The 21,090-nt window shown below is 69.7% G+C and carries 22 protein-coding genes; 15 read left to right on the top strand and 7 right to left on the bottom strand.

All coding sequences use genetic code 11. The features are described from left to right. Positions 1–105: 105 nt before the first annotated feature. The 5 genes from CA951_RS14195 to CA951_RS14175 all read left to right on the top strand — a co-directional run bounded on the left by CA951_RS14195 (position 106) and on the right by CA951_RS14175 (position 5,555). Positions 106–1,326: a lipase family protein gene (locus CA951_RS14195; protein ID WP_087557434.1), complete on the top strand. Its 1,221-nt coding sequence runs from the start codon at positions 106–108 to the stop codon at positions 1,324–1,326. A 121-nt stretch (positions 1,327–1,447) separates the two neighbouring features. Then, positions 1,448–2,134, top strand: coding sequence for an SDR family NAD(P)-dependent oxidoreductase (locus CA951_RS14190; RefSeq protein ID WP_087557433.1), 687 nt, complete (start codon positions 1,448–1,450; stop codon positions 2,132–2,134). Positions 2,135–2,204: 70 nt separating this feature from the next. Then, the gene (locus CA951_RS14185; protein WP_087557432.1) at positions 2,205–4,562 is read left to right on the top strand and encodes a LuxR C-terminal-related transcriptional regulator; all 2,358 of its coding nucleotides are present in this window, start codon (positions 2,205–2,207) and stop codon (positions 4,560–4,562) included. A gap of 277 nt (positions 4,563–4,839) precedes the next feature. Beyond that, positions 4,840–5,229 carry a Zn-ribbon domain-containing OB-fold protein gene (locus CA951_RS14180; RefSeq protein WP_087557431.1) on the top strand — a complete coding sequence of 130 codons (390 nt, stop codon included), beginning with the start codon at positions 4,840–4,842 and terminating at the stop codon, positions 5,227–5,229. Continuing rightward, positions 5,226–5,555 carry a hypothetical protein gene (locus tag CA951_RS14175; RefSeq protein WP_087557430.1) on the top strand — a complete coding sequence of 110 codons (330 nt, stop codon included), beginning with the start codon at positions 5,226–5,228 and terminating at the stop codon, positions 5,553–5,555. The genes CA951_RS14180 and CA951_RS14175 overlap by 4 nt, the downstream gene beginning before the upstream one ends. A 9-nt stretch (positions 5,556–5,564) precedes the next feature. Here CA951_RS14175 and CA951_RS14170 read toward each other — a convergent pair whose 3' ends face one another. The 3 genes from CA951_RS14170 to CA951_RS14160 are packed head-to-tail and all read right to left on the bottom strand — an operon-like array spanning position 5,565 to position 9,174. Next, positions 5,565–7,661, bottom strand: a complete 2,097-nt coding sequence (locus tag CA951_RS14170; protein ID WP_087557429.1) for a xanthine dehydrogenase family protein molybdopterin-binding subunit — start codon at positions 7,659–7,661, stop codon at positions 5,565–5,567. After that, positions 7,658–8,650, bottom strand: a complete 993-nt coding sequence (locus CA951_RS14165; protein WP_087557428.1) for a xanthine dehydrogenase family protein subunit M — start codon at positions 8,648–8,650, stop codon at positions 7,658–7,660. Before CA951_RS14165 ends, CA951_RS14170 begins: the two co-directional genes overlap by 4 nt. Continuing rightward, positions 8,647–9,174 (bottom strand): 2Fe-2S iron-sulfur cluster-binding protein, encoded by a 528-nt coding sequence (locus tag CA951_RS14160; RefSeq protein ID WP_087557427.1) that lies wholly within the window; start codon positions 9,172–9,174, stop codon positions 8,647–8,649. Before CA951_RS14160 ends, CA951_RS14165 begins: the two co-directional genes overlap by 4 nt. 112 nt (positions 9,175–9,286) lie before the next feature. Here CA951_RS14160 and CA951_RS14155 point away from each other — a divergent pair, with 112 nt between their 5' ends. The 4 genes from CA951_RS14155 to CA951_RS14140 are packed head-to-tail and all read left to right on the top strand — an operon-like array spanning position 9,287 to position 12,301. Continuing rightward, complete coding sequence (locus CA951_RS14155) at positions 9,287–9,952, top strand: glycosyltransferase family 2 protein (protein ID WP_087557426.1); 666 nt, start codon at positions 9,287–9,289, stop codon at positions 9,950–9,952. Then, positions 9,949–10,914, top strand: a complete 966-nt coding sequence (locus CA951_RS14150; protein WP_087557425.1) for an acyl-CoA dehydrogenase family protein — start codon at positions 9,949–9,951, stop codon at positions 10,912–10,914. Before CA951_RS14155 ends, CA951_RS14150 begins: the two co-directional genes overlap by 4 nt. 2 nt (positions 10,915–10,916) lie before the next feature. Then, the gene (locus tag CA951_RS14145) at positions 10,917–11,690 is read left to right on the top strand and encodes a PIG-L deacetylase family protein (RefSeq protein ID WP_087557424.1); all 774 of its coding nucleotides are present in this window, start codon (positions 10,917–10,919) and stop codon (positions 11,688–11,690) included. After that, positions 11,684–12,301, top strand: coding sequence for a class I SAM-dependent methyltransferase (locus CA951_RS14140; protein WP_087557423.1), 618 nt, complete (start codon positions 11,684–11,686; stop codon positions 12,299–12,301). Before CA951_RS14145 ends, CA951_RS14140 begins: the two co-directional genes overlap by 7 nt. Before the next feature lie 13 nt (positions 12,302–12,314). On the opposite strand, the gene phoU is transcribed toward CA951_RS14140, so the two are convergent. Together phoU and CA951_RS14130 are read right to left on the bottom strand one after the other, a co-directional pair. Then, positions 12,315–12,962 carry a phosphate signaling complex protein PhoU gene (gene phoU, locus CA951_RS14135; RefSeq protein ID WP_087557422.1) on the bottom strand — a complete coding sequence of 216 codons (648 nt, stop codon included), beginning with the start codon at positions 12,960–12,962 and terminating at the stop codon, positions 12,315–12,317. 39 nt (positions 12,963–13,001) lie between these two features. Continuing rightward, positions 13,002–13,271 carry a DUF4235 domain-containing protein gene (locus CA951_RS14130; RefSeq protein ID WP_087557421.1) on the bottom strand — a complete coding sequence of 90 codons (270 nt, stop codon included), beginning with the start codon at positions 13,269–13,271 and terminating at the stop codon, positions 13,002–13,004. Positions 13,272–13,404: 133 nt separating this feature from the next. Between CA951_RS14130 and CA951_RS14125 the strand changes: the two genes are divergently transcribed. Together CA951_RS14125 and CA951_RS14120 are read left to right on the top strand one after the other, a co-directional pair. Further along, positions 13,405–14,727, top strand: a complete 1,323-nt coding sequence (locus CA951_RS14125) for an NAD(P)/FAD-dependent oxidoreductase (RefSeq protein ID WP_087557566.1) — start codon at positions 13,405–13,407, stop codon at positions 14,725–14,727. A 21-nt stretch (positions 14,728–14,748) separates the two neighbouring features. Continuing rightward, a complete protein-coding gene (locus CA951_RS14120; protein WP_087557565.1) occupies positions 14,749–14,967 on the top strand; it encodes a hypothetical protein in 219 nt (72 codons plus the stop codon). Here CA951_RS14120 and CA951_RS14115 read toward each other — a convergent pair. Then, a complete protein-coding gene (locus CA951_RS14115; RefSeq protein WP_087557420.1) occupies positions 14,964–15,653 on the bottom strand; it encodes an HAD family hydrolase in 690 nt (229 codons plus the stop codon). The two genes, CA951_RS14120 and CA951_RS14115, sit on opposite strands and share 4 nt — an antisense overlap. A 111-nt stretch (positions 15,654–15,764) precedes the next feature. On the opposite strand from CA951_RS14115, the gene CA951_RS14110 reads away from it, so the two are divergent. Both CA951_RS14110 and CA951_RS14105 read left to right on the top strand, forming a co-directional pair. After that, the gene (locus CA951_RS14110) at positions 15,765–16,208 is read left to right on the top strand and encodes an SRPBCC family protein (RefSeq protein ID WP_087557419.1); all 444 of its coding nucleotides are present in this window, start codon (positions 15,765–15,767) and stop codon (positions 16,206–16,208) included. A gap of 4 nt (positions 16,209–16,212) precedes the next feature. Continuing rightward, complete coding sequence (locus CA951_RS14105; RefSeq protein ID WP_087557418.1) at positions 16,213–17,835, top strand: NAD(P)/FAD-dependent oxidoreductase; 1,623 nt, start codon at positions 16,213–16,215, stop codon at positions 17,833–17,835. A gap of 3 nt (positions 17,836–17,838) precedes the next feature. Here the strand turns inward: CA951_RS14105 and CA951_RS14100 are convergent, their stop codons facing one another. Then, positions 17,839–18,255 (bottom strand): NYN domain-containing protein, encoded by a 417-nt coding sequence (locus CA951_RS14100; protein WP_087557564.1) that lies wholly within the window; start codon positions 18,253–18,255, stop codon positions 17,839–17,841. 76 nt (positions 18,256–18,331) lie between these two features. On the opposite strand from CA951_RS14100, the gene CA951_RS14095 reads away from it, so the two are divergent. Both CA951_RS14095 and CA951_RS14090 read left to right on the top strand, forming a co-directional pair. Continuing rightward, positions 18,332–19,315, top strand: a complete 984-nt coding sequence (locus CA951_RS14095; RefSeq protein ID WP_087557417.1) for a magnesium transporter CorA family protein — start codon at positions 18,332–18,334, stop codon at positions 19,313–19,315. Positions 19,316–19,480: 165 nt separating this feature from the next. Then, the gene (locus CA951_RS14090) at positions 19,481–20,932 is read left to right on the top strand and encodes a carboxylesterase/lipase family protein (RefSeq protein ID WP_087557416.1); all 1,452 of its coding nucleotides are present in this window, start codon (positions 19,481–19,483) and stop codon (positions 20,930–20,932) included. The last annotated feature ends 158 nt before the right edge of the window (positions 20,933–21,090 follow it).

Raw genomic sequence — 21,090 nt, 5'->3', positions numbered from 1 at the left:
CGGGCGGGCCCGCCGTCGATTGCAGTGCAGTAACGGGCGGGCCCGAATCGCGATATCTCCTGCGAACTCGGTAACAATCGATCTCTACCCACAACAGGAGGCGACATGAAGCGCTCACGTATCACGAGCCTCACCGCGAGCGCTCTGTGTGCCGCTTTCGTCGCCTGCACCGCGATCGCGAACGCCGGAGTCGCCGCCGCCCTGCCGATCTATCCCGCCTCCGACCCCGATCCGTTCTACGGGCAGCCACAGGGTCTGGCGGAGGCCGCGGTCGGGGAGCCGCTCGCGGTCCGTCCCATGCCGCCGCTGCTGGCCTTCCCCGACACCGACGTCTGGCAGGTGAAGTACCGCACCACCAACTCGGAGGACCACCCGATCGCGTCGGTGACCACCGTGCTGGTGCCGCGCAACCGGCCGGTGAACGGGCCGCTGCTGTCGTATCAGCACATCATCAACGCGCTCGGGCCGCGATGCGCGCCGTCGCGGACGCTGTACTCGAACGACCCGGACCTCCAGATCAAGGAGGCACCGGCACTGAACCTGGCACTGCAGCGCGGCTGGACCGTCGCGCTGCCCGACCACCTCGGCCCGAACAGTGCCTACGGCGCCGCCCGGCTCGGCGGAACCATCACGCTCGACGGCATCCGCGCGGTCCAGCGGGTGCCGGAACTGGCAGTGGCGGAGAGCCCGGTCGCGCTGGCCGGGTACTCCGGCGGCGGCATGGCCTCGGCGTGGGCCGCGGCACTCGCACCGACGTACGCCCCGGAACTGAACATCGTCGGCGTCGCCGAGGGCGGTGTGCCCATGAACATCGGCAAGATGGCCAACGGTCTCGGCATGCAACCGCATCCGGCGTTCGGTCTCGCGATGGCGGCGGCGCTCGGACTCGAGCGGGAGTACCCGGACAAGCTCCCGATCAGCGAGCAGCTCAACGACCGCGGACTGGCGATGCGCGACGAGATGGTCAACGCGTGCACCAACGGCATTCTCGCGGCCGGCGCCGGCCGCAGCGCCACGGAGGTCGCCAAGACCACCGACCTGATGAGCAGTCCGCAGGCCTGGGAGGTGCTGAACGAGAACAGCGTCGAGTTGTACCCGGGCGTTCCTACCGCACCGATCTTCGAATGGCACAGCCCGACCGATGTGCTCATCCCGGTCGATTCGATCGAAGCGACCATCGCCCGGTACTGCGCCGCGGGCGCCAAGGTGCAGTCGGACCTCTTCCCGAGTCCCGATCACCTGACCACGGCCGTCCTGGGCCTGCCGACCGCCCTCGATTACCTCGACGCCCGCTTCCGCGGCGACCCGGCACCGTCCAACTGCTGACCCGGCGGGGTCTCGATCGGCGGCGGGCCACCTGTGGCTCGTCGCCGGATTGTGTTCTGCCCGTGCGCAGTCCGAAAATGTTGAGAGTTTGAGCGGATCTACCAGGGGGTATTCCGAAGCCATGCACCCCAGCACACGCACCGCAGTCGTGACGGGATCTGATTCGCCGATGGGCCGAGCCGTCGCACTGGCGCTCGCGGACGACGGATTCGACGTGGGCCTCGCGTACGCCGCGGACCGGGACAGCGCCGAAGCCACGGCCGCCGACGTCGAAACCAGATCGGTGCGCGCGGCCGTGCAGCGCATGGATCTGGCCGACCTGCCCGGCTCCGCCGCCGCCGTCGACGAGTTCGCCCGGGACCTGGGCGGAATCGGCGTCCTCGTCAGCTGCCCCGGCAGCACGGCCGTCGAGTGCATCCAGCGCGCCGTGCGGTACATGATCGCCGGCGGCGGGGGCGGACGAATCGTCAACGTCACCACCTCCTCGTCGGGTCTCGGCGGGCTGACCGGTCTGCTCGCCGCCGAGCTGGCGCGCTATTCGATCACCGTCAATTCGGTCGTGGTGCCCGCGGTCGAACCGGACTTCGCGGCGCCCGGCCCCGACGACCGGGAAGTCGCGGCGGTGGCGTCGTATCTGTGTGCGCCGGCCGGAATGTTCGTCACCGGCGCCGCATACGTGGTCGACGGCACGCGCATCGCGATGATCCCGCACAGCCTGACCGAGGCCGGCGCGCTGCGTCAGCCCCGGCGCGCCGGCCGCATCCGGTCCTACACCGGCCGCTGGGCGCCCACCCGCTGGACGCGGTGATCGCGGGTCCGTCGAGACTCGCGGACGCGCAGCCGAAAGCGGCGTTGCCCCCGCGCACCGGGAGTACCGTGTGCGCAGGGGGCTGCGAGTCGAGAGTGACGGTGTGATGCCGGCGGCAGTGAAGGGCACAGTGGGAAACCTGCCCCACGAACTGACGAGTTTCGTCGGCCGTCGCCGTGAGGTGACCGAGGCGCGACGCCTGCTGTCCGTGTCCCGTCTGGTGACTCTCGCCGGGATCGGGGGTGTCGGGAAGACCCGGCTTGCGTTACGGGTAGCCGCCGATGCGAGCCGCGCCTTCGAGGACGGTGTGTGGCTGGTCGAGTTGGGGGAACTGGACGACGACACCACACTCGTCGACGCGGTGTCGTCAGCGCTGCGACTGCGGGAGCAGCGCACGGGGAACCCGGAAGTGCTGCTGACCGAGTACCTCGCCGACCGGCAACTGCTACTGGTACTCGACAACTGCGAGCACGTGGTCGCCGCGGCCGCCGCGCTGTCGGAGACGTTGCTGCGGAGCTGCCCGGAATTACGGATCCTCGCGACGACCCGGGAACCGCTGGCGATCGGCGGGGAGGCGGTGCTCCGGGTGCCGCCGCTGACGGTGCCGGAACCCGAACGCACCTCCCTGCAGGCCCTGCCGCAGTACGAGGCGGTGACGCTGTTCGTCGAGCGGGCGGCCACCGCGGTGCCGGAGTTCGAACTCACCGAAGAGAACCATGTGGCCGTGGCCCGGATCTGCCGCCAACTCGACGGGTTGCCGCTCGCGATCGAGCTGGCGGCGGTGCGGCTGCGGGTGATGTCGGCGGAACAGATCCTGCAGCGACTGACCGACCGCTACCGGTTGCTGACGGTGGGGTCGCGGGGTGCGCCGAGCCGCCAGCAGACTCTGCGGCTGTGCGTCGACTGGAGTCACGAACTGTGCACCGAGGAGGAGCGCGAGCTGTGGGCGCGGCTGTCGGTGTTCGCGGGCGGCTTCGAACTGGACGCGGTGGAGGGAATCTGCGCCGGCGACCTGCCCGTCGAGAACGTCCTCGACGTGGTGGCGTCGTTGATCGACAAGTCGATCCTGATCCGGGAAGAGGTCGGGCCGGCGGTGCGGTACCACCTGCTCGAGACGGTGCGCGACTACGGCCGGGAGAAACTGCAGGAGACCGGCGAGCTCGTGTCGCTGCGGAGGCGGCACCGCGACTGGTACGAGCAGTTGGTGGTGCGGTGCGAGGCCGAATGGATCGGACCCCGGCAGGTGATGTGGATCGGCCGGCTCGACGCGGAGAAGCTGAACGTGCGGGCCGCGCTGCATTTCTGCCTGACCGAGCCGGGGGAGTCCGAACCGGGACTGCGGACCGCCGCCGCACTGTATCCGTACTGGCGTGCCCGGGGACAGCTCCGCGAGGGGCGCCGCTGGCTCGGGCAACTGCTGGGACGACACCCGGGCGGCGCGAGCCGGGAACGGATCGAGGCGCTGTACGTCGACAGCGTGCTCGCGGGCATGCACGGCGACCGGGAGGCCGCGAAGGCACTGGTCGACGAGGGGGCCGTCCTCGCCGAACGGAACGGCGACACGGTCCTGGGCGCCCTCGTGATGCATGCCGCCGGGTGCTGCGCCATGTTCGCCGGCGACCTGCCGCGGGCGCGGGCATGCTTCGAGGAGGCCCTGCCCGTGTTCCGCGACCGGGGCAGCCTGCTCCAACTGACGTGGGGACTGCTCGGGGTGGCGCTGGTCAGCGGCATGCAGGGCGACGGTGCGGTCGCGAAGATGTGCGGATCCGAGATCTTCGCGCTCACCGAGGCCCACGGCGAATCGGTGTATCGCGGCTGGTCGCTGTGGGCGGCGGGAATGGCGGCATGGCAGCGCGGGCACCTCGCCCTCGCCGACGACTACGTCAAGCAGGGACTGCGGCTGTCGCATCTGGTGGACGACCGGATCAGCGCCTGCGGGGCCCTCGAGGTGCTCGCGTGGGTGGCCGTCGGCTCCGGCCGGGCCCGGAACGCCGCCGAACTGATGGGTGCCGCGGCGGCCGTCGCACGGACCGTCGGCAACCCGAGCACCGTCTACCCGAACCTGCTCGTCCACCACGCGGAATGTGAGCAGCAGGCACGGGCCGTGATCGGGGACCGCGCGTTCGACGCGGCGTTCGACCACGGCATCCACACGTCCTTCGACGACGCGGTCGGGCTCGCGCTGGACGAGCGGCGACCCGACGCCGCGGCGTCGTCGAACGGTACGACGCACCTGACCCGGCGCGAATCGCAGGTGGCCGAACTGGTCGCCGACGGGCTGACCAACAAGGCGATCGCGGCGCGGCTGGTCATCTCCCAGCGCACGGCGCAGGGGCACGTCGAGCACATTCTCGCGAAACTGGGTTTCACGTCGCGCACCCAGATCGCGGCGTGGATCGTCGAACACGCGCAGGACCCGCACCCCTGACCAGGCACCCGCGCGGGGCGAAATAGGTATGTCTCCGGGTAGTTCAGCCGCTGTACTTCCGCGCTGCGGACGGGATGCTCATACACGTCCCCCACTCCGGCTCCAGACCGAGGCCCCCGATGTCCACTGATCCCCGAATGCACCGAAAGCCCGACCCCCAACTTCCACTGCCCCCGACGCTCCGTCGGGTGCACACCGCCGACCGGTGTCTCGAGTGGACCGGGGGGAAACATGTGGCATGCGACGCGGTGGGGCAGGATCTCGTGGGGGTGACGGCGTGACCACCGAAAACATGACCCGCTGGCAGGGAATCGCACAGAAGTGCGAACTGATGATCCAGCGGTGCCTCAACTGCACGACCCTGCTCGCGCCGTTGATGGCCACGTGCTCCGCCTGCCAGGGTTCGAACCTCGAGCGGGTCCCGTCCTGCGGAGTCGGGTCGATCGTGTCCTCGAAGGTGGTCGACCGAGGGCACAGCGGCATCGACCGTGGCCGCGCCCCCTGCACGATCGCGATCGTCGAACTCGACGAAGGTCCGTGGGTGTACACCTGGATCGACGGCGACATCCCGGCACCGTCCGACTGCCCGGTCCGGGTCGAGTTCCGTCCGGCGTCGACGGCGGAACAACTGCCGGTGTTCGCCGTCCGCTCCGGTGATCCGCGATGACCGCCGTGGCGACCGAGACCGTGGGCGAACCGGAAGAAGCGTTCGGCACCGAATGGCTGCGCCTGGCGCTGCGCCGGTGCGAGTTGCTCGCGCAGATGCACTCGGTGAGCTCGGATGCGCGCTGGATGATCAGTTTCGCGATTCAATGGGCGCCGTTCGGCGGTGCGAGCGCGGCGGAACTGCTGGAACGATTCGGCGTCAACCGCCGTCGTTTCATGGAACTCGTGCTCGACGGACTCGCACCGAAGGCCACCGACATCCAGAAGATCCGCGCGATGAAAGGTCAGTTGCGTACCTCCCTCGCACAGGCGTGGGGCGTGCAGTAGCCCGGCCGGTCACCCCGGCAGCAGATCGTCCAGATGGATCGGCACCTTCCGCACCCGGACCCCGGTGGCGTGATGCACCGCGTTCGCCACCGCGGCCGCGGCCCCGACGATGCCGATCTCTCCGGCGCCCTTCGACCCCATCGGACCGGCGTGCTCGTCGACGTCGTCGAGGCACACCGCGTCCAGATACCTGATGTCGGCGTGTGTGCTGACGTGATAGGAGGCCAGGTCCTGGGTCACGACGTGGCCGAACCGGGGGTCGTTCACGCTGCTCTCGTGCAGAGCCATCGACACCCCCATCGTCATGCCGCCGATGAGCTGCGACCGCACCGTCCGGGCATTGACGACCCGGCCGATCGCGAACACGCCCAGCATGCGTTCGACGCGGATCTCGCAGGAGTCGCGGCGGACGTGCGCCTCCACGAAATGGGCGCCGAACGAATGGAGCGCGAACCTCTCGGCGTCGGGATTGTCGAGGGTCCCCGCACTCGCCTCCGCACCCGGGACCGGGGTGGTGCCGTACTGGTCCCGGAACGCGCGGGCCGCCGCAACGATCGCACTGCCCCAGGACGTGGTTCCCGTGGAGCCCCCGGCGACCGTCGCCGGCGGAAGGTTCGTGTCACCGATCTGCAGGACGATCGAGTCCAGCGGGCACCCCAGCGCATCGGCGGCGATCTGGGTGAGCGCCGTCCACGCCCCGGTGCCGATGTCGACCGAACCGATCTGCACGGTGTAGGTGCCGTCGGATTCGTACACGATCCGGGCCACCGATCCCGGCGTGGTGTTCGCGGGGTACGTCGCGGAGGCCACGCCCAACCCCACCTGCCACTCCGGGTTCGACCGTGACCGCGCCGTCGCGTCGCGGTCGGCCCACCCGAAACGCCGGGCGCCCTCCCTCAGGCAGTCGGTGAGGCGTCGACCCGACCACGGGCGGCCCGAACTCGGGTCGACGTCGGGCTCGTTGCGGATCCGCAGTTCGACCGGATCCAGTTCACAGGCCACGGCCAGTTCGTCCATCGCCACCTCGGCCGCGAACATGCCCGGCGTCTCGCCGGGCGCACGCATCCACGAGGGGGCGGGCACGTCGAGGGCCGCTAGACGGTGGGCGGTGTGCCGGTTCGGCGTGGAATACATCATCCGCGACGGGACCGCCGACTGTTCGGCGAACTCCTTGATCTTCGCGGACTGCTCGATCGCCTCGTGGGAGAGCGCGGTCAGCCGTCCGTCGGCGTCCGCGCCGAGCCGGATGGGCTGCACCGTGGCGGTGCGATACGCGGAGAGGGCGAACATCTGCTGCCGGGTCAGCGCGAACTTCACCGGCCGTCCGGCCGTCCGCTGGGCCGCCAGCACCGCCAGCACGTTGTGCGCGTGCGGCAGTCCCTTCGACCCGAACCCGCCGCCGACGTACGGGGCGATCACCCGCACCTGTTCGACTTCGAGTCCGAACAGCGGTGCCAGGGTCTGCCGCACGGAATGGACGCCCTGCGTCGAATCATGCAGTGTCAGAACCGGTCCGCTGCCGCCCGGGGTCCACCGGGCGATGGTGGTGTGCGGTTCCATCGGATTGTTGTGTTCCATCGCGGTGGAGTACACCTGATCGACCGTGACCGCTGCGGCGGCGAGTGCGGCCTCGACATCGCCGTCGTCGGTGTCGGTCGGGAACCCGGCGTTGACGTCGTCGGGGGCGTACAGATCGCCTCGGTCGGAACGGAAGTCGGTGTCGTGGGGTGCCTCGTCGTAGTCGACACGGATGAGGCCCGCACCGTGCCGGGCGACTTCCGGTGATTCGGCGACCACCGCGCCGACGAACTGGCCGCGGAAGTGGACCTCGGGGTCCTGCAGGATCGTCAGTTCCCCGTCCGAGGTGTCCGCGAGACGGGGCGCGTCGAACACCGTCAGGACCGCGAGCACCCCGTCCAGGGCCTCCGCGTCGGCCGTGTGCATGGCAGTGACCCGGCCGCGGCCGATCGTCGACAGGATCGGGTACAGATATGTCGGGTCGGCCACGGTGTGCTCGTACGCGTACGACGCCGTCCCGGTCACCTTGTCGTGGGCGTCGAGGCGTTCGGCGGGGGTTCCGATCACTTTCGGCTCGACGAGCGTCATCGGTGCGCCTCCTCGGCGAGTGACCGGAGTACCGACACGAGTACCCGGCGGGTCAGCACGACCTTGAACTCGTTGCCCGGAAGCGGCTGTGCAGCGGCGAGTTCCGATTCGGCCGCCGCGGTGAATGTGTCCTCCGTGGGTGGCGACCCGAGCAGGACCTCCTCGGCGCGTGTGGCGCGCCACGGCCGGTGTGCGACCCCACCGAGCGCGACCCGCGCCGACGTGATCGACGCGTCGTCGACGGTCAGTTCGGCGGCCACCGACACAACGGCGAACGCGAAGGACGCCCGGTCCCGCACTTTCCGGTACGCGGACCGGTTCCCGGCGGGCGGCGGGGGCAACTCCACGGCGGTCACGAGGTCGCCGTGCCGCAGGACGGTGTCGCGGTCGGGCCGGTCCCCGGGGAGCCGGTAGAACTCGCGCAGCGGGATCCGCCGTTCCCCGCCGGTGTCACGCACCACCACGACCGCGTCGAGGGCCGTCATCGCGACGGCCATGTCGGACGGATGCACGGCGACACAGTGCTCCGAGGCACCGAGAATGGCGTGATGGCGGACGTAACCACCGAGTGCGGAACAGCCGGTGCCGGGTTCGCGTTTGTTGCACGGCGTCGTGACGTCCTGGAAATACACGCAGCGCGTCCGCTGGAGCAGGTTTCCCGCGGTCGTCGCGAGGTTGCGCAGCTGTCCCGACGCACCGGACAGGAGCGCGCGCGACAGCATCGGGTACCGGGCCCGCACCACGTCGTGCGCGGCGAGGTCGCTGTTGCGGACCGCGGCGCCGATGCGAAGCCCGCCGTCGGGAAGTGCCTCGACGCCGTCGAGGGGGAGTCGGCTCACATCGACGAGGAGATGCGGCCCCGCCACTCCGAGTTTCATGTGGTCCACCAGGTTGGTGCCCCCGGCGAGGAACGCCGCCCGTGGGTCGGCCGTGACGGTGGCGACGGCGCTGTCGACGTCGGTGGCCCGCTCGTAATCGAAGGGAATCACGCCTCCGCCGCCTGCCGGATCGCCGCGAGGATGTTCGGGTAGGCGCCACACCGGCAGAGGTTCCCGCTCATCCGTTCCCGGATCTCGTCGTCGGTGAGTTCGGGCGGAGCGGTCAGGTTCTCGGTGACGGCACTCGGCTGCAGGGCCAGGAACTCGTCCAACATGCCGATTGCCGAACAGATCTGACCGGGCGTGCAGTAGCCGCACTGCAGTCCGTCCTGCTCGACGAACGCCTGCTGAACGGAATGCAGCACGTCGCCGTCGGCCAGACCGTGCGCGGTGACGACGCGGGCACCGTCGTGGGCGACGGCGAACGTCAGGCAGGACGTGGCACGCCTGCCGTCGAGGAGGACGGTGCACGATCCGCACTGACCGTGGTCGCAGCCCTTCTTCGGCGCGGTGACCCCGAGGTGGTCGCGGAGCGCGTCGAGCAGGGTGGTGCGGGTGTCCACGTCGAGGGTCCGTTCCTCGCCGTCCACGGTGAGCACGATCTTCCGGTAGCGGGGGCTGTCCGCGGCATTCATGGCGGGAGGTTACCCGCGCAGGGCGATCCCGAATCGGGGCCCGCGGTGGTTCCGCCGCCGACGGACTGGGTACTTGCTGAACCCGGAACAGTGGCTGAGCGGAAGGGACGTCATGCGCGTCGAACACATCACGGTGGTCGTGCCCGCCCACGACGAGGAAGCACTGCTGTCGTGCTGCCTCGACGGGGTGCAGACCGCCGCCCGGCAGGTGCCGGTGCCGGTCACGACGGTGGTGGTGCTCGACGGCTGCACCGACGGCAGCGAGGCCGTCGCCCGCGCGGCGGACGTCGAGGTCGTGGTGCTGGGTGCACGGAACGTCGGCGCCGCCCGGCGCGCGGGTTTCGACTCGGTCGCCGCGCGCCCACACGAATGGTTCGCGACCACGGACGCGGATTCGATCGTCCCCGCGCACTGGCTGTCCTCCCAGCTGCAGCACGCGAGTCGCGGGGCGCAGCTGGTGGCGGGCACGGTGACGGTCACCGACTGGTCGGCGTGGCCCGACCACGTCCGGTCGCGGTACGGCAGCGCCTACCGCTCCGGAACCGCCCACGGACACGTGCACGGCGCGTCCCTGGGATTCTCCGCGGACCTGTACCGGGCGGTGGGCGGGTTCGCCGCCCTGCCCGCGCACGAGGACGTGGACCTGGTGCAGCGGATGGTCGAACGCGGAGCGCACGTGGTGTGGAGTATCGACGCGCCGGTGGAGACGTCGGCACGAGCCGACGCCCGCGCCCCACAGGGCTTCGCCACCTACCTGGAGGGACTGCAGGACCGATGAGCACCGACGTCACCCACGACAGCAGCCCGACCCACGCCGCCGTGCGGGCGATCATCCGCTCGGGTGCTGCGGAACTGCCGCTGCCCGGCGGCGGGTTCACCGCGGCCCGGTGGGCGCAGCTCACGGAGTGGTGCCGCCGCGACCTCTCGGTCGGCCGGCTGCTCGAGGCACACGCCGACGCGGACGCGATCCTCGCCGAGATCGACGGCACCCGCGCAGGCCGGGACGAGTGGTGGGGAGTCTGGGCCAGCGAACCACCACACCCGGTCCTGGACGCCACCCACGACGCGAGCGGATGGCGACTGCGGGGAACGAAGGCGTGGTGCTCCGGAGCGTCGATGTGCACGCACGCCCTGGTCACGGCGCGCGTCGACGGGCAACCCCGGCTGTTCGCCGTCGATCTTCGCGAACCCGGGGTCACGCCGGGTCACGGGGGCTGGCGCAATCCCGGGATGGCGGCGACGGACACCGAGACGGTGACGTTCGACGGCGTTCCCGCGCGAGCCGTCGGCGCCGCGGACCGGTACCTCGACCGGGCAGGGTTCTGGCACGGCGGCATCGGGGTGGCGGCGTGCTGGTTCGGTGGCGCCCTCGCCGTCGCGGAACCGCTGCGGGTTCGCGCGCGCGGCGGCCGGGCGGACAGTCACCAACTCGCGCACCTCGGCGCGATCGACGTCGCCGTCAGCGCGACACGATGGGCACTCGAATCGGCGGCCGCGGAGGTGGACTCGGGTCCGCTCGATCGAAGGTCCGCCCAGGTGTGTGCGTTCCGGGTGCGGGGGCTCGTCGAGCGCACCGCGAGCGAGGTGATCGACCGCGTCGGCCGCGCGCTGGGCGCCGCTCCGCTCGCGGCCGACGCAGACCATGCCCGCAACGTCGCGGACCTGCTCGTCTACATCCGGCAATCCCACGCCGAGCGCGATCTCGCGACACTCGGCGAACTCGTCGCGGGGGAGGACTGACCGTGGACAACGCCACCAGATTCCGGGAGACACCCGTAGCCGGCCGGGGCACCCCGGAGCACGTGTGGCAGCCGTGGCTGGCCTCCGTCCGGTGTCCGCCGATACCGCTCACGGAATGCGACCGCTTGGTCGTCGTCGCGCCGCATCCCGACGACGAGGTACTCGGCGTGGGCGCCCTGATGGCCACCGCCGCAACCGCCGGTGTTCCCGTCCAGGTCGTGGCCGTCACCGACGGCGGGGCGTCGCATCCGCAGTCGCCGACCCTGTCACCCGCCGCGCTGGCGGCCGCGCGGATCGCCGAATCGAACCGCGCGACAGCGCTGTTGAGCGTCGGCGAACCACTCCGCCTCGGATTGCCGGACGGGGGGGTGTGCGCGCGCGAACGCGAACTCACCACGCGCCTCGTCGACGTGCTCACCGCGACAGCCCGGGCCAGGGAGGCAGTGTGGGTCCTCGCGACCTGGCGGGGTGACGGTCACCCCGATCACGAAGCCACCGGAAGGGCTGCGGCGCAGGCATGTTCGATTACCGGCCACCGTCTGGTGGAGTACCCGGTCTGGATGTGGCACTGGGCCCGGCCGGCCGATGCATCGGTGCCGTGGAACCGGATGCGCGCACTGGCACCGACGCCCGACATACTGGCGCGCAAACGCCGGGCCGTCGACGAATTCCGCACCCAGATCCAGCCACTGTCCGAGGACCCCCGGGACGCCGCGATCCTCCCGCCGTGGGTGCTGGCGCGACTGATGCGAACGACGGAACGGGTGCTGTGGTGAGCGCGATGGATCCCGGCTACTTCGAGTCGATGTACGCGGACTCGGCGGACCCGTGGGGGTTCGACGACCGGTGGTACGAGCGCCGCAAGTATGCGCTCACCCTCGCCGCGCTGCCCCGTCCGCACTATCGGCGGGCGTTCGAACCGGGATGCTCGATCGGGGTACTGACGGCGCAGTTGGCGAGACGCTGCGACCGGGTCGTCGCGACGGACGTGGTGCCTCGCGCGTTGGCGAGCGCGCGGGACCGGGTGCGCCGTGAGGGAGTGGCCGACCGGGTGGACCTGGACCGGGCGTCGCTCCTGGATCCGTGGCCGGCAGGCACCTTCGACCTCGTCGTGCTCAGCGAGGTGCTGTACTACCTGACGCCCGCAGACCTGGGCATCGTGCTGGGGCGGGCCGTCGACGCCCTGGAGGAGGGCGGCACCCTCGTGGCGGTGCATTGGCAGCATCCGGTGCCCGAATACCCGCAGACCGGCCACGCGGTGCACGACGCCGTCGCGGCGCGCGACGGCCTCCGCCGCGTCGGGTCGTACCGCGACGCGGACTTCCATCTCGACGTCTACACCCGGGGTGCGACGCCGTCAGTCGCGGCGGCGGAAGGGCTGAGCTGACCGGTCGGCGCTCTCACTGTTCGGGCAGACTGCCGGTCTCCAGGAAGATGACACGCCTGCCGATCTCCACCGTGTGGTCGCAGAACCGCTCGTAGAAGCGGCCGAGCAGGGTGATGTCGACGGCCGACTGGACACCGTGCGGCCAGTCCTCCGCCTGGGTGATCGTGAACAGGCTGCGGTGCAGGTCGTCCATCGCCTCGTCCGCCGTCAGCAATCCGCGGGCGCGCTCGGGGTCGCGGTGCTGCAGCACCTGTTCGGTCTCCCTCGCCTGCGCGACAGCAACGGTGCCCATCTCGGTGAACACGTCCCGTACCTCGTCGGGGACGACGTAGTCGGGATGCCGCCGGCGGGCGATCTTCGCGATATGCACGGCGAGACCGCCCATCCTGTGCAGATCCGCGGAGATGTGGAGCCCGCCGACCATGAATCGGAGATCGTGAGCCACCGGCGCCTGCAGCGCCAGGAGCGCGAACGCACGTTTCTCCCAGTGCGCCGCGGCATCGTCGAGCTCCGCGCTCACATCGATGACGTGCTCGGCGAGCTCGAGGTCGGCCTGCAGCAGTGCGTCGCTCGCCTCCGACATCGCGGTGACGGACAGCCGGCACATCGCAGCGAGATCGCCGGACAGGCTATCGAGATTTTCCGCGAAACGGGTACGCATCGGCTCAGCCTAGGGGTGTGCTGGGACAAGTGCCTCGCTCTACCGGGGGTCGGCGTGGGCCAGCTTCCGGTACCCCTGGGCACCCGCCCGGTCGACCGCCGCCTTGACCAGGCCGAACACGATGCCCTGCACGGCGGCCGCGATCAGCACTTCGCGGGTGCTGCGGGACAGATCCTTGGGGTCGGGAGCCTCGGATTCGCCTGCGACACGCTTCCACACCTGACCGAACACGGCGCTCGCCGCCAGTCCGCCGGCGACACTCGCAGCCAGCGCCAACGGTTTGTACATCACTTTCGATGCCGCACTCATGTTCCCGCCCTTCGCATTCGATCCCGTCGATCGTTCTCCGCCGGTCGAGTACCCGAATTCGCCGTCCTCACACCGCCGCGGTCGTGACCGGGGGATTGTTTCGTTCGACGCGTCGTTGGGGAAAGCGTTCCGTATGACCCAGGAATCAGCTGGAGAGCCGACTCGCATCGTCGTCGTGGGCAGCGGCTTCGCCGGATTCGAATGCGCCCGCGCTCTGGCGCAGCGCCTCCGGGGGACCGACGCCCGCGTCATCATGATCTCGCCCCACGACTACATGCTCTACACACCGCTCCTGCCCGAGGTGGCGGGCGGAATCCTGGACGCGAGGTTCGTCACCGTGCCGCTGTCCGAGGCGCTGCCGGACGTCGAACTGGTGACGGGCCGGGTCGACGCCGTCGACTTCGAGGCCCGCACCGTGCACGTCACCGACTGCGAGCAGGGTGTGGAGCAGGTGGCATGGGACCGGGTGGTGCTCACCCCCGGATCGGTGACCCGACTGTTCGACATTCCCGGCCTCGCCGAGCATGCCAGGGGACTGAAGACGCCGGCCGAGGCGCTGTACTTTCGCGACCAGCTGCTCACCCAGATCGAACTCGCCGAGCGGGACACCGACCCCCGGGTCGCCGACGCCCGCCGGACGGTCGTCGTGGTCGGTGCCTCCTACGCGGGCACCGAACTCACGGCCCAACTCCGCGCCCTGGCCGACGAAGCAGCGTCCCGCCGCAACCTCGACCCCGCGAAGATCCGGTTCCTGCTGCTCGACGCCGCCGACAAGGTGATGCCCGAGGTGGGCGAGAAGCTGGGAGACAAGGTGCTGGAGGTGCTGCGCTCCCGTGGTATCGACGTGCGACTCGACACCACCCTGACGGAACTCGGACCCGAGCACGTCACCCTCGACGACGGAACCGTGATTCCCACCCGGACGGTCGCCTGGGTGACGGGGGTGACCGCCAGCCCCCTCGTCGACACGCTCGGATTGCCCACCGAGAAGGGCAGATTGACGGTGCGCCCCGATCTGTCGGTCGACGGGCATCCCGACGTCTTCGCGGGCGGCGACGCCGCGGCCGTTCCGGATCCGAAGAACAGCGGATCGATCACCCCGCCCACCGCGCAGCACGCCGTCCGGCAGGGGCGGGCCCTCGCCCGCAACGTCGCGGCGAGCCTCGGCGTGGGTGACGCGGAACCGTACACCCATCGCGACATGGGTCTCGTCGTGGATCTCGGCCCGGGGTTCGCGGTCGCCAATCCCTTCGGCATCCGGCTGTCGGGGTTCCTCGCGAAGGTGGTCACCCGGGCTTATCACCTCTACGCCATGCCGAACGCCGCCAACCGCTGGGCGGTCGCACTCGCCTACCTCACCGATCTGATCTTCCCGCGCCCACTCGTGTCGATCGGGCTGGTCACCGATTCGGAATCACGGTTCGCGTCCGGGGAGGAAATCGGAGCGCAGGCCTGAATTGTCGGAAAGGAACAGATGATGAGTGACACCAAGAAGGAGTTCGTGGCCCTCCGCCTCGACGAGGTGATCCACGAATGGGAGGCAAACGCGCCGGCCGGCGGTTCGGGTTCGGAGGGGCCGCTGGTGACAGCCCAGCGCCATCGGGCCGAGATCGACAACGCGAGCGACGACCGGGTCGACGAGATCGCCGAGGCGTATCCCGACATCGCGCAGGCGTGGTCGTCGCGCGGCGCCTAGTTCCCCCAGAGCTCCGACAGCGGACTGGACTCGAGGTGGTCCAGTAGGTCCTGTGCGTCCTCGAACACGGCCACCGCGCCGGCTGCCGTCAATTCGGCGCGGGAGATGCCGCCACTGAGGACACCGACGAACGTGACACCGGCCCGGGACGCAGCCTCGGCGTCCCATACCGCGTCACCCACCATCACCGCGGAGTCCGCGGACACGGACGCACGGTCCAGAGCCGCCCGCACCACTCCGGGATCCGGTTTCGCGTTATCGACGTCCGCGGACGAGGTGGCGTGTGCGATGCACGAGTCGACCGACAGGATCTCCCGCAACACATCCAATTCCTCCTCGGGGGCGGAGGTGGCGAGGACGACCTGCACGCCGCGCCCGTGCAGTTCACGAATCAGTTCCCGGGCTCCGGCCAGCGGCCGCATGCTGTCCCGTGCGCCGAGGTAATACGTACTGTGGAGGTCCTTCGCACGATCCCCGAGCGTCTGCGCGTCGTCTCCGAGCAGCGATTCCAGGAGCAGCGACGAATCCAGCCCGATCCCACGATGCACCCGCCACGCGTCCACGTCGTGCCCGACCTCCCGGAACGCCCGTTGCCACGCCCGCACGTGCAGGTAGTTGGAATCGACCAGCGTGCCGTCGACGTCGAACAGCGCCGCTCGGGTGGGAGACAGGGATTCCGCAGTCATGCGCTCGAGCCAACCACAGGCCGGGGTCGGTGGCCACCGCGACGCGGATCACGTTTTCGATGCGGCCGGGGAGGGTAAGCGCGGAGAGTCGTCAGGTACCGATTCGAGGGAGTGGTCGTCATCGAAGCACATCGCGACACGTCGGCTTCGGCTTCGGATGTATGGTCCGTCCTCGCCAACGGGTGGCTGTACCCGTCGTGGGTGGTCGGGGCGTCACGGATGCGTGCCGTGTCCGCCGACTGGCCCGCGGTGGGAAGCCGTCTGCACCATTCCGTCGGCGCCTGGCCCGCACTGATCGACGACTCCACCGAGGTGCTCCTCTCCGAGGAGAACCGTGAACTCCGGCTGCTGGCGCAGGTGACCCCCACCAAAGCGATTGTGCGTCTTCGCCTGGAGCCGCGTGAATCCGGTTGCCACCTCCAGATGTCCGAGGTCGCGGCCTCCGCCCCGTTGACCTGGGTTCCGAGGATGGCACAGGACCTGGCGGTGCTCCCGCGCAATCTCGAGTGCCTGCGCCGACTTTCGTTCCTCGCCGAGCGAAACACGAAACCCTGACATCGTGACCGTGCAGACAGTCGACGCCGTCGTCATCGGGGCCGGGCCGAACGGGCTGGCCGCGACGGCCACCCTGGCCGCGGCCGGCTGGGACGTCGTGCTCCTCGAACAGCAACCCGAGCCGGGCGGCGCAGTGCGGTCGGCGGAACTCTTCCCGGGTTTCCGCACCGACCTGTTCAGCGCGTTCTATCCGCTCGCGGCGGTGTCTCCGGCGATCCGGCACCTCGACCTCGGGGGAGTGGGACTGCGATGGACTCAGGCCCCCGCCGCAGTCGGGCACCCCCGGCACCCGGACGACGACGATGCCCCGATGATCCGCCGGGATCCGGCCGACACCGCGGCCGACCTCGAGCGCAGGCAACCGGGGGACGGGCAGGCGTGGCTCCGGCTCTTCGAGCAGTGGAAGGACGTCAAGGAGCCGTTCCTCGACACGCTGTTCCGTCCGTTCCCGCCCGTCCGGGGACCACGCCGGCTGCTGTCCCAGCTCGGCACCGCGGAAGCCCTGCGGTTCGTGCGTTTCCTCATGCTGCCTGCACGCCGGATGACGCACGAATTGTTCGACGGCGAAGCTGCCCGAGTGTTGTTGCTGGGTAACGCAATGCACGCCGACACCCCCGTCGACGCGCCGGGAAGCGGGGTCATGGGATATCTCCTGACCATGCTCGCGCAGGACGACGGGTACGTCGTCCCGGTCGGTGGCGCAGGCGCACTCTCGGCCGCGATGGCGGAGCGGGCGAGACGAGACGGCGCACAGGTCCGCTGCGGCGAGGAGGTGACCTCGATCGAGGTCGGCGGGGGAGCGGCCACCCACGTTCGGACGGCGGGCGGTGACCGCTACCTGGCCCGCCGCGCCGTGCTCGCCGACGTGTCGGCGCCGGCACTGTACGGACGGCTGCTGGATTCCTCGGTGGTCCCCGCAGGTGTGCGCGCCGACCTCGAGAAGTTCGAATGGGACACCCCCGTCGTGAAGGTGAATTACGCACTCGACCGCAAGATTCCGTGGCGGTCCCGGAACCTCGAATCCGCCGGAACGGTGCACCTCGGTGCCGACGACGACGGGCTGGTCCGCTGGATGGCCGACCTGACGACGGGGATCATCCCGGAACGCCCGTTCCTGCTGTTCGGCCAGATGACGACGTCGGACCCCAGCCGCTCCCCGGAAGGAACCGAAAGCGCCTGGGCCTACACACATCTGCCGCGGGGGATCACCGACGACGAATCTGCGGAGCTGCTGGCGCACCGCGTGGATGCGATGCTCGAATCGCACGCGCCGGGGTTCGCCGAGCGCGTGGTCGGCCGGAACGTACAGCGTCCCGGCGACCTCGAGGCGAGTAACGCGAACCTGCACGGCGGTGCCGTCAACGGCGGCACCGCCCAGTTGTATCAGCAGCTGGTCTTCCGTCCGACGCCTGGTTCGTCCGGGCCCTACACCTCGATCGACCGGTTGTACCTGGCCAGTTCCGCCACCCACCCGGGCGGTGGTGTCCACGGGATGTGCGGGTACAACGCAGCCCACGCCGCCCTGGCCGACCAGGGACGGTGGGGATGGGCGCGGAAGAAGGTCCGCGGCCGCATCCTCGACCTCGTGGTCACCCCCGACGGGCAGCGATCGCCGCGGCACCGCTGACGGTCAGGAACGCTCGGCATCGATGCGGGCAAAGAGCCACCGCGGACCGACCGTCCGAGCCCCCAGCGCCTCGACTCGGGCCCGGAGCCCACGGTCCGCGGTAACGACGGTGATCGGCCGGTCGCTGTCTTCGGCGGCCGCGGCCACCACGTCGACGATCGCGTCGTCGCCCGAACCGGGTGCCGCCACCACCCGCAGACCGTCGAATTCCCGATCCGGCTCCCCGGTGACCGCGGCCTTCGCCGCACCCTCGATCACGACCACCACCTCGGCCGGCCGGTCCAGATGCTGTTCCAGGGCGCCCAGTTGAACGAGCAATCGGCGGGCCGCACCGGCGCGATCACGCCACCAGCCGTCAGGACGCGAACCGACGACGTTCGCCGCATCCACCACGATCAGCGCAGTCCCGTCGTCGGTCACCTCCACAGTTTGCCCTTTCCGGGCAGCTGTGGATGCTATGACAGTGGTGACGGCGCGTCATGGCGAGGAGGCCGAAATGGACGTCCGCTTCATCTCCGACGACGGTGTGCGTTCTTGTGCGGCGACCGAACTGACAGAGTTGCTCGACCGGCCCGACGGATTGGTCTGGGTGGACATCCCGACCTGGGACGATCAGGCACACGAGACGTTGACGACCGTCTTCGATTTTCATCCTCTCGCCGTCGGGGATTCGATGAACCGCAATCAGGTGCCGAAGGTGCACCGGTATGTGGACCATTTCTTCGTGGTTCTGCACGCGCCGCAGTCGGGCGCACACGGGCACGTGCACTACGTCGAACTGGACCAGTTCATCGGTGCCCGCTACCTGGTGACAGTGCACGGCCCCGTGAATCCGGCGATCGATCCCTCGACGGCGATGGTCGAGGTGAATGTGGTGCTGGGCAGGCTGGAGTCGGGCAAATTGCGGCCCGGCACGGCATTCGAGTTGTCGTTCGCGCTCCTCGCCGCGTTGACGGCACGGATGCGTGCTTACACCGCCGAACTGACCAAGGACGTGTGGAAGCTCGAGCAGCAGGTCACCGGCGGGCACCTCGGTGATCCGGAGACCTTTCTCGACGAGATGTTCCGGGTCCGGCACGGTCTGCTCACGGTCGGCACCATGGCCGCGTTGAGCGGGGAGGTGTACGGCAGGATGGTCACCATCGAGGCATTCGGTACCGGTAAGGGCCGGGACCTCCTGCTCGATGCGGTCGATCAGTTCCAGCATCTGACCGTGATGGCCAGAGGACAGAAGGATTACCTGCAGGGCACGATCGAGTTCTACCAGGCGCGCACCAACACCAAGATGACCGTCGCCGCCGAGCGACTCGCCGTCATCGCGGCCGTCACGCTGCCGATCACCGCCCTGTCCTCGATCATCGGGATGAACGTCATCGTGAACGAACGGACGCAGTGGCCCTCCGTCGCCGTGATCGTGCTCGTCATGCTCGCAATGTCCGGGGCACTGCTCGTCTGGGCGAAGCGCAAAGGCTGGTTCTGACGCGAAGTGTGATCCGCTTTCCTCGAGTGTCGAGCGATCGGATGCCGCGGTCATGTCGTCACCGAAGCGCCGTGGGAGGCTTGGGCTGGGGGAATACCGATTCGAACGACCACCCTCGGCCCGGCCATCCGGCGTGACGCGCACATACGAAAGGGGACGCCGCTGATGACCGTCCGAACCGTGAACACCGAGGCAGGGCGACTCTCCGGTGACCACACCGACGGGGTCGCCCGCTACCTGGGAATCCCCTACGCGGCAGCGCCGGCGGGCGAACTCCGATTCGCACCCCCGGGCCCGCCCGAACGATGGACAGGCACCAGGGACGCTACTGTTTACGGCGCGACCGCACCCCAGCCGCCATTGCACCCCGCTCAGGCGTCTCTGGCACCGCTGGTCGGGCCCGGATGGGTAACCGGAGACGGCAACTACCTCAATCTCAACGTCTGGACACCGGACCCCGGCACGACTGGGCTTCCGGTAATGGTCTACCTCCACGGCGGCGGGTTCATGATCGGCTCGGGTACCGCCCCGGCGTTCGACGGCACGTCGTTCGCGCGCGACGGCGTCGTCCTGGTCACCGTCAACTACCGACTCGGGGCGGAGGGCTTCCTCGCGCTGCCCGGGGAGGTCACGAACATCGGATTGCGCGACCAGATCGCAGCATTGCGCTGGGTACGCGACAACATCGCCGGATTCGGTGGGAACCCGGACGACGTCACCGTCTTCGGCGAATCGGCCGGCGGCACCTCGGTCGCGTTCCTGCTGCATTCCCCGCCGGCCGCCGGACTGTTCCGGCGAGCGATCGTCCAGAGTGGCCACGACGAGATGGCCCGCCCGCTCGAGCTCGCCGAAGAACTCACGAAAGCACTCGCCGCCCGGCTCGGCACCTCCCCGACAATCGGAGCGTTCCGAGCATGCTCCGCCGTCGATCTGCTGCGCGCGCAGGGTGCCGTGCTCAGAAACGCATCCCGCCCAGATTTGCGCGACGACAAGGGTTTCGACCCGGGCCACGGTCGCGCGCTGTTCCTCCCCGCCACCGGTGACGACGTCCTCCCCGACCCGGTCGGAGTTCCGAGCACACACTCGCGCGGCGTCGACCTGTTGATCGGCACAACGCTGGAGGAAGCCAACCTCGGTTTCGGTGCCGACGAGTTCGCCGCCTTCGACGCGCACGACGCCGTAGCCGAGCTGGCCGCCACCTACCCCGATGCCGAAGCGCTTCTCGAACGACACCGTCTGCACGACCCGGCAGTCACGCCCGCACAAGCACTCACAGCTGCCTACACGGACCTGATGTTCCGATCACCGAGCCGCCGCACCGCGCGCCGTCACCCGGGCCCCGCCTACGTCTACGAATTCGCATGGCGATCACCACTGCACGGCGCCGCACACGGCCTCGATGTCCCCTTCGTCTTCGACACCACAGATGCATGCCGCGGCCTCATCGGCGACGACGCACCCGACGCGCTCACCCACGCGATGCATCGAACCTGGCTCGACTTCGCGACCCATGGAGATCCCGGCTGGCCCACCTACGACAACGCTGGGAAAGCGATGAGATTCGATGCCGACCCCCATCTCTGCGAGGACACCGCTCCCGACGGCATCGGCGCTTGACAGGGTACGGCCGTTGCACGAGGTCCACATCTGGCAACTAGCCACGGGCGGGAGCACACATCTCTCAGGTGGCTGTCCGTGGCAACCGCGCCTGAATCGACGTCCCGACGCGCGGATCGGTTGCGTGGCCGGAAGGGGGCGCCGGCGACCGGGGAGGC

Source organism: Rhodococcus sp. NCIMB 12038 (assembly GCF_002165735.1).
In the GTDB taxonomy this organism is placed as follows: Bacteria; Actinomycetota; Actinomycetes; order Mycobacteriales; family Mycobacteriaceae; genus Rhodococcus_F.
This window is presented reverse-complemented; position numbering and strand designations above follow the sequence as displayed.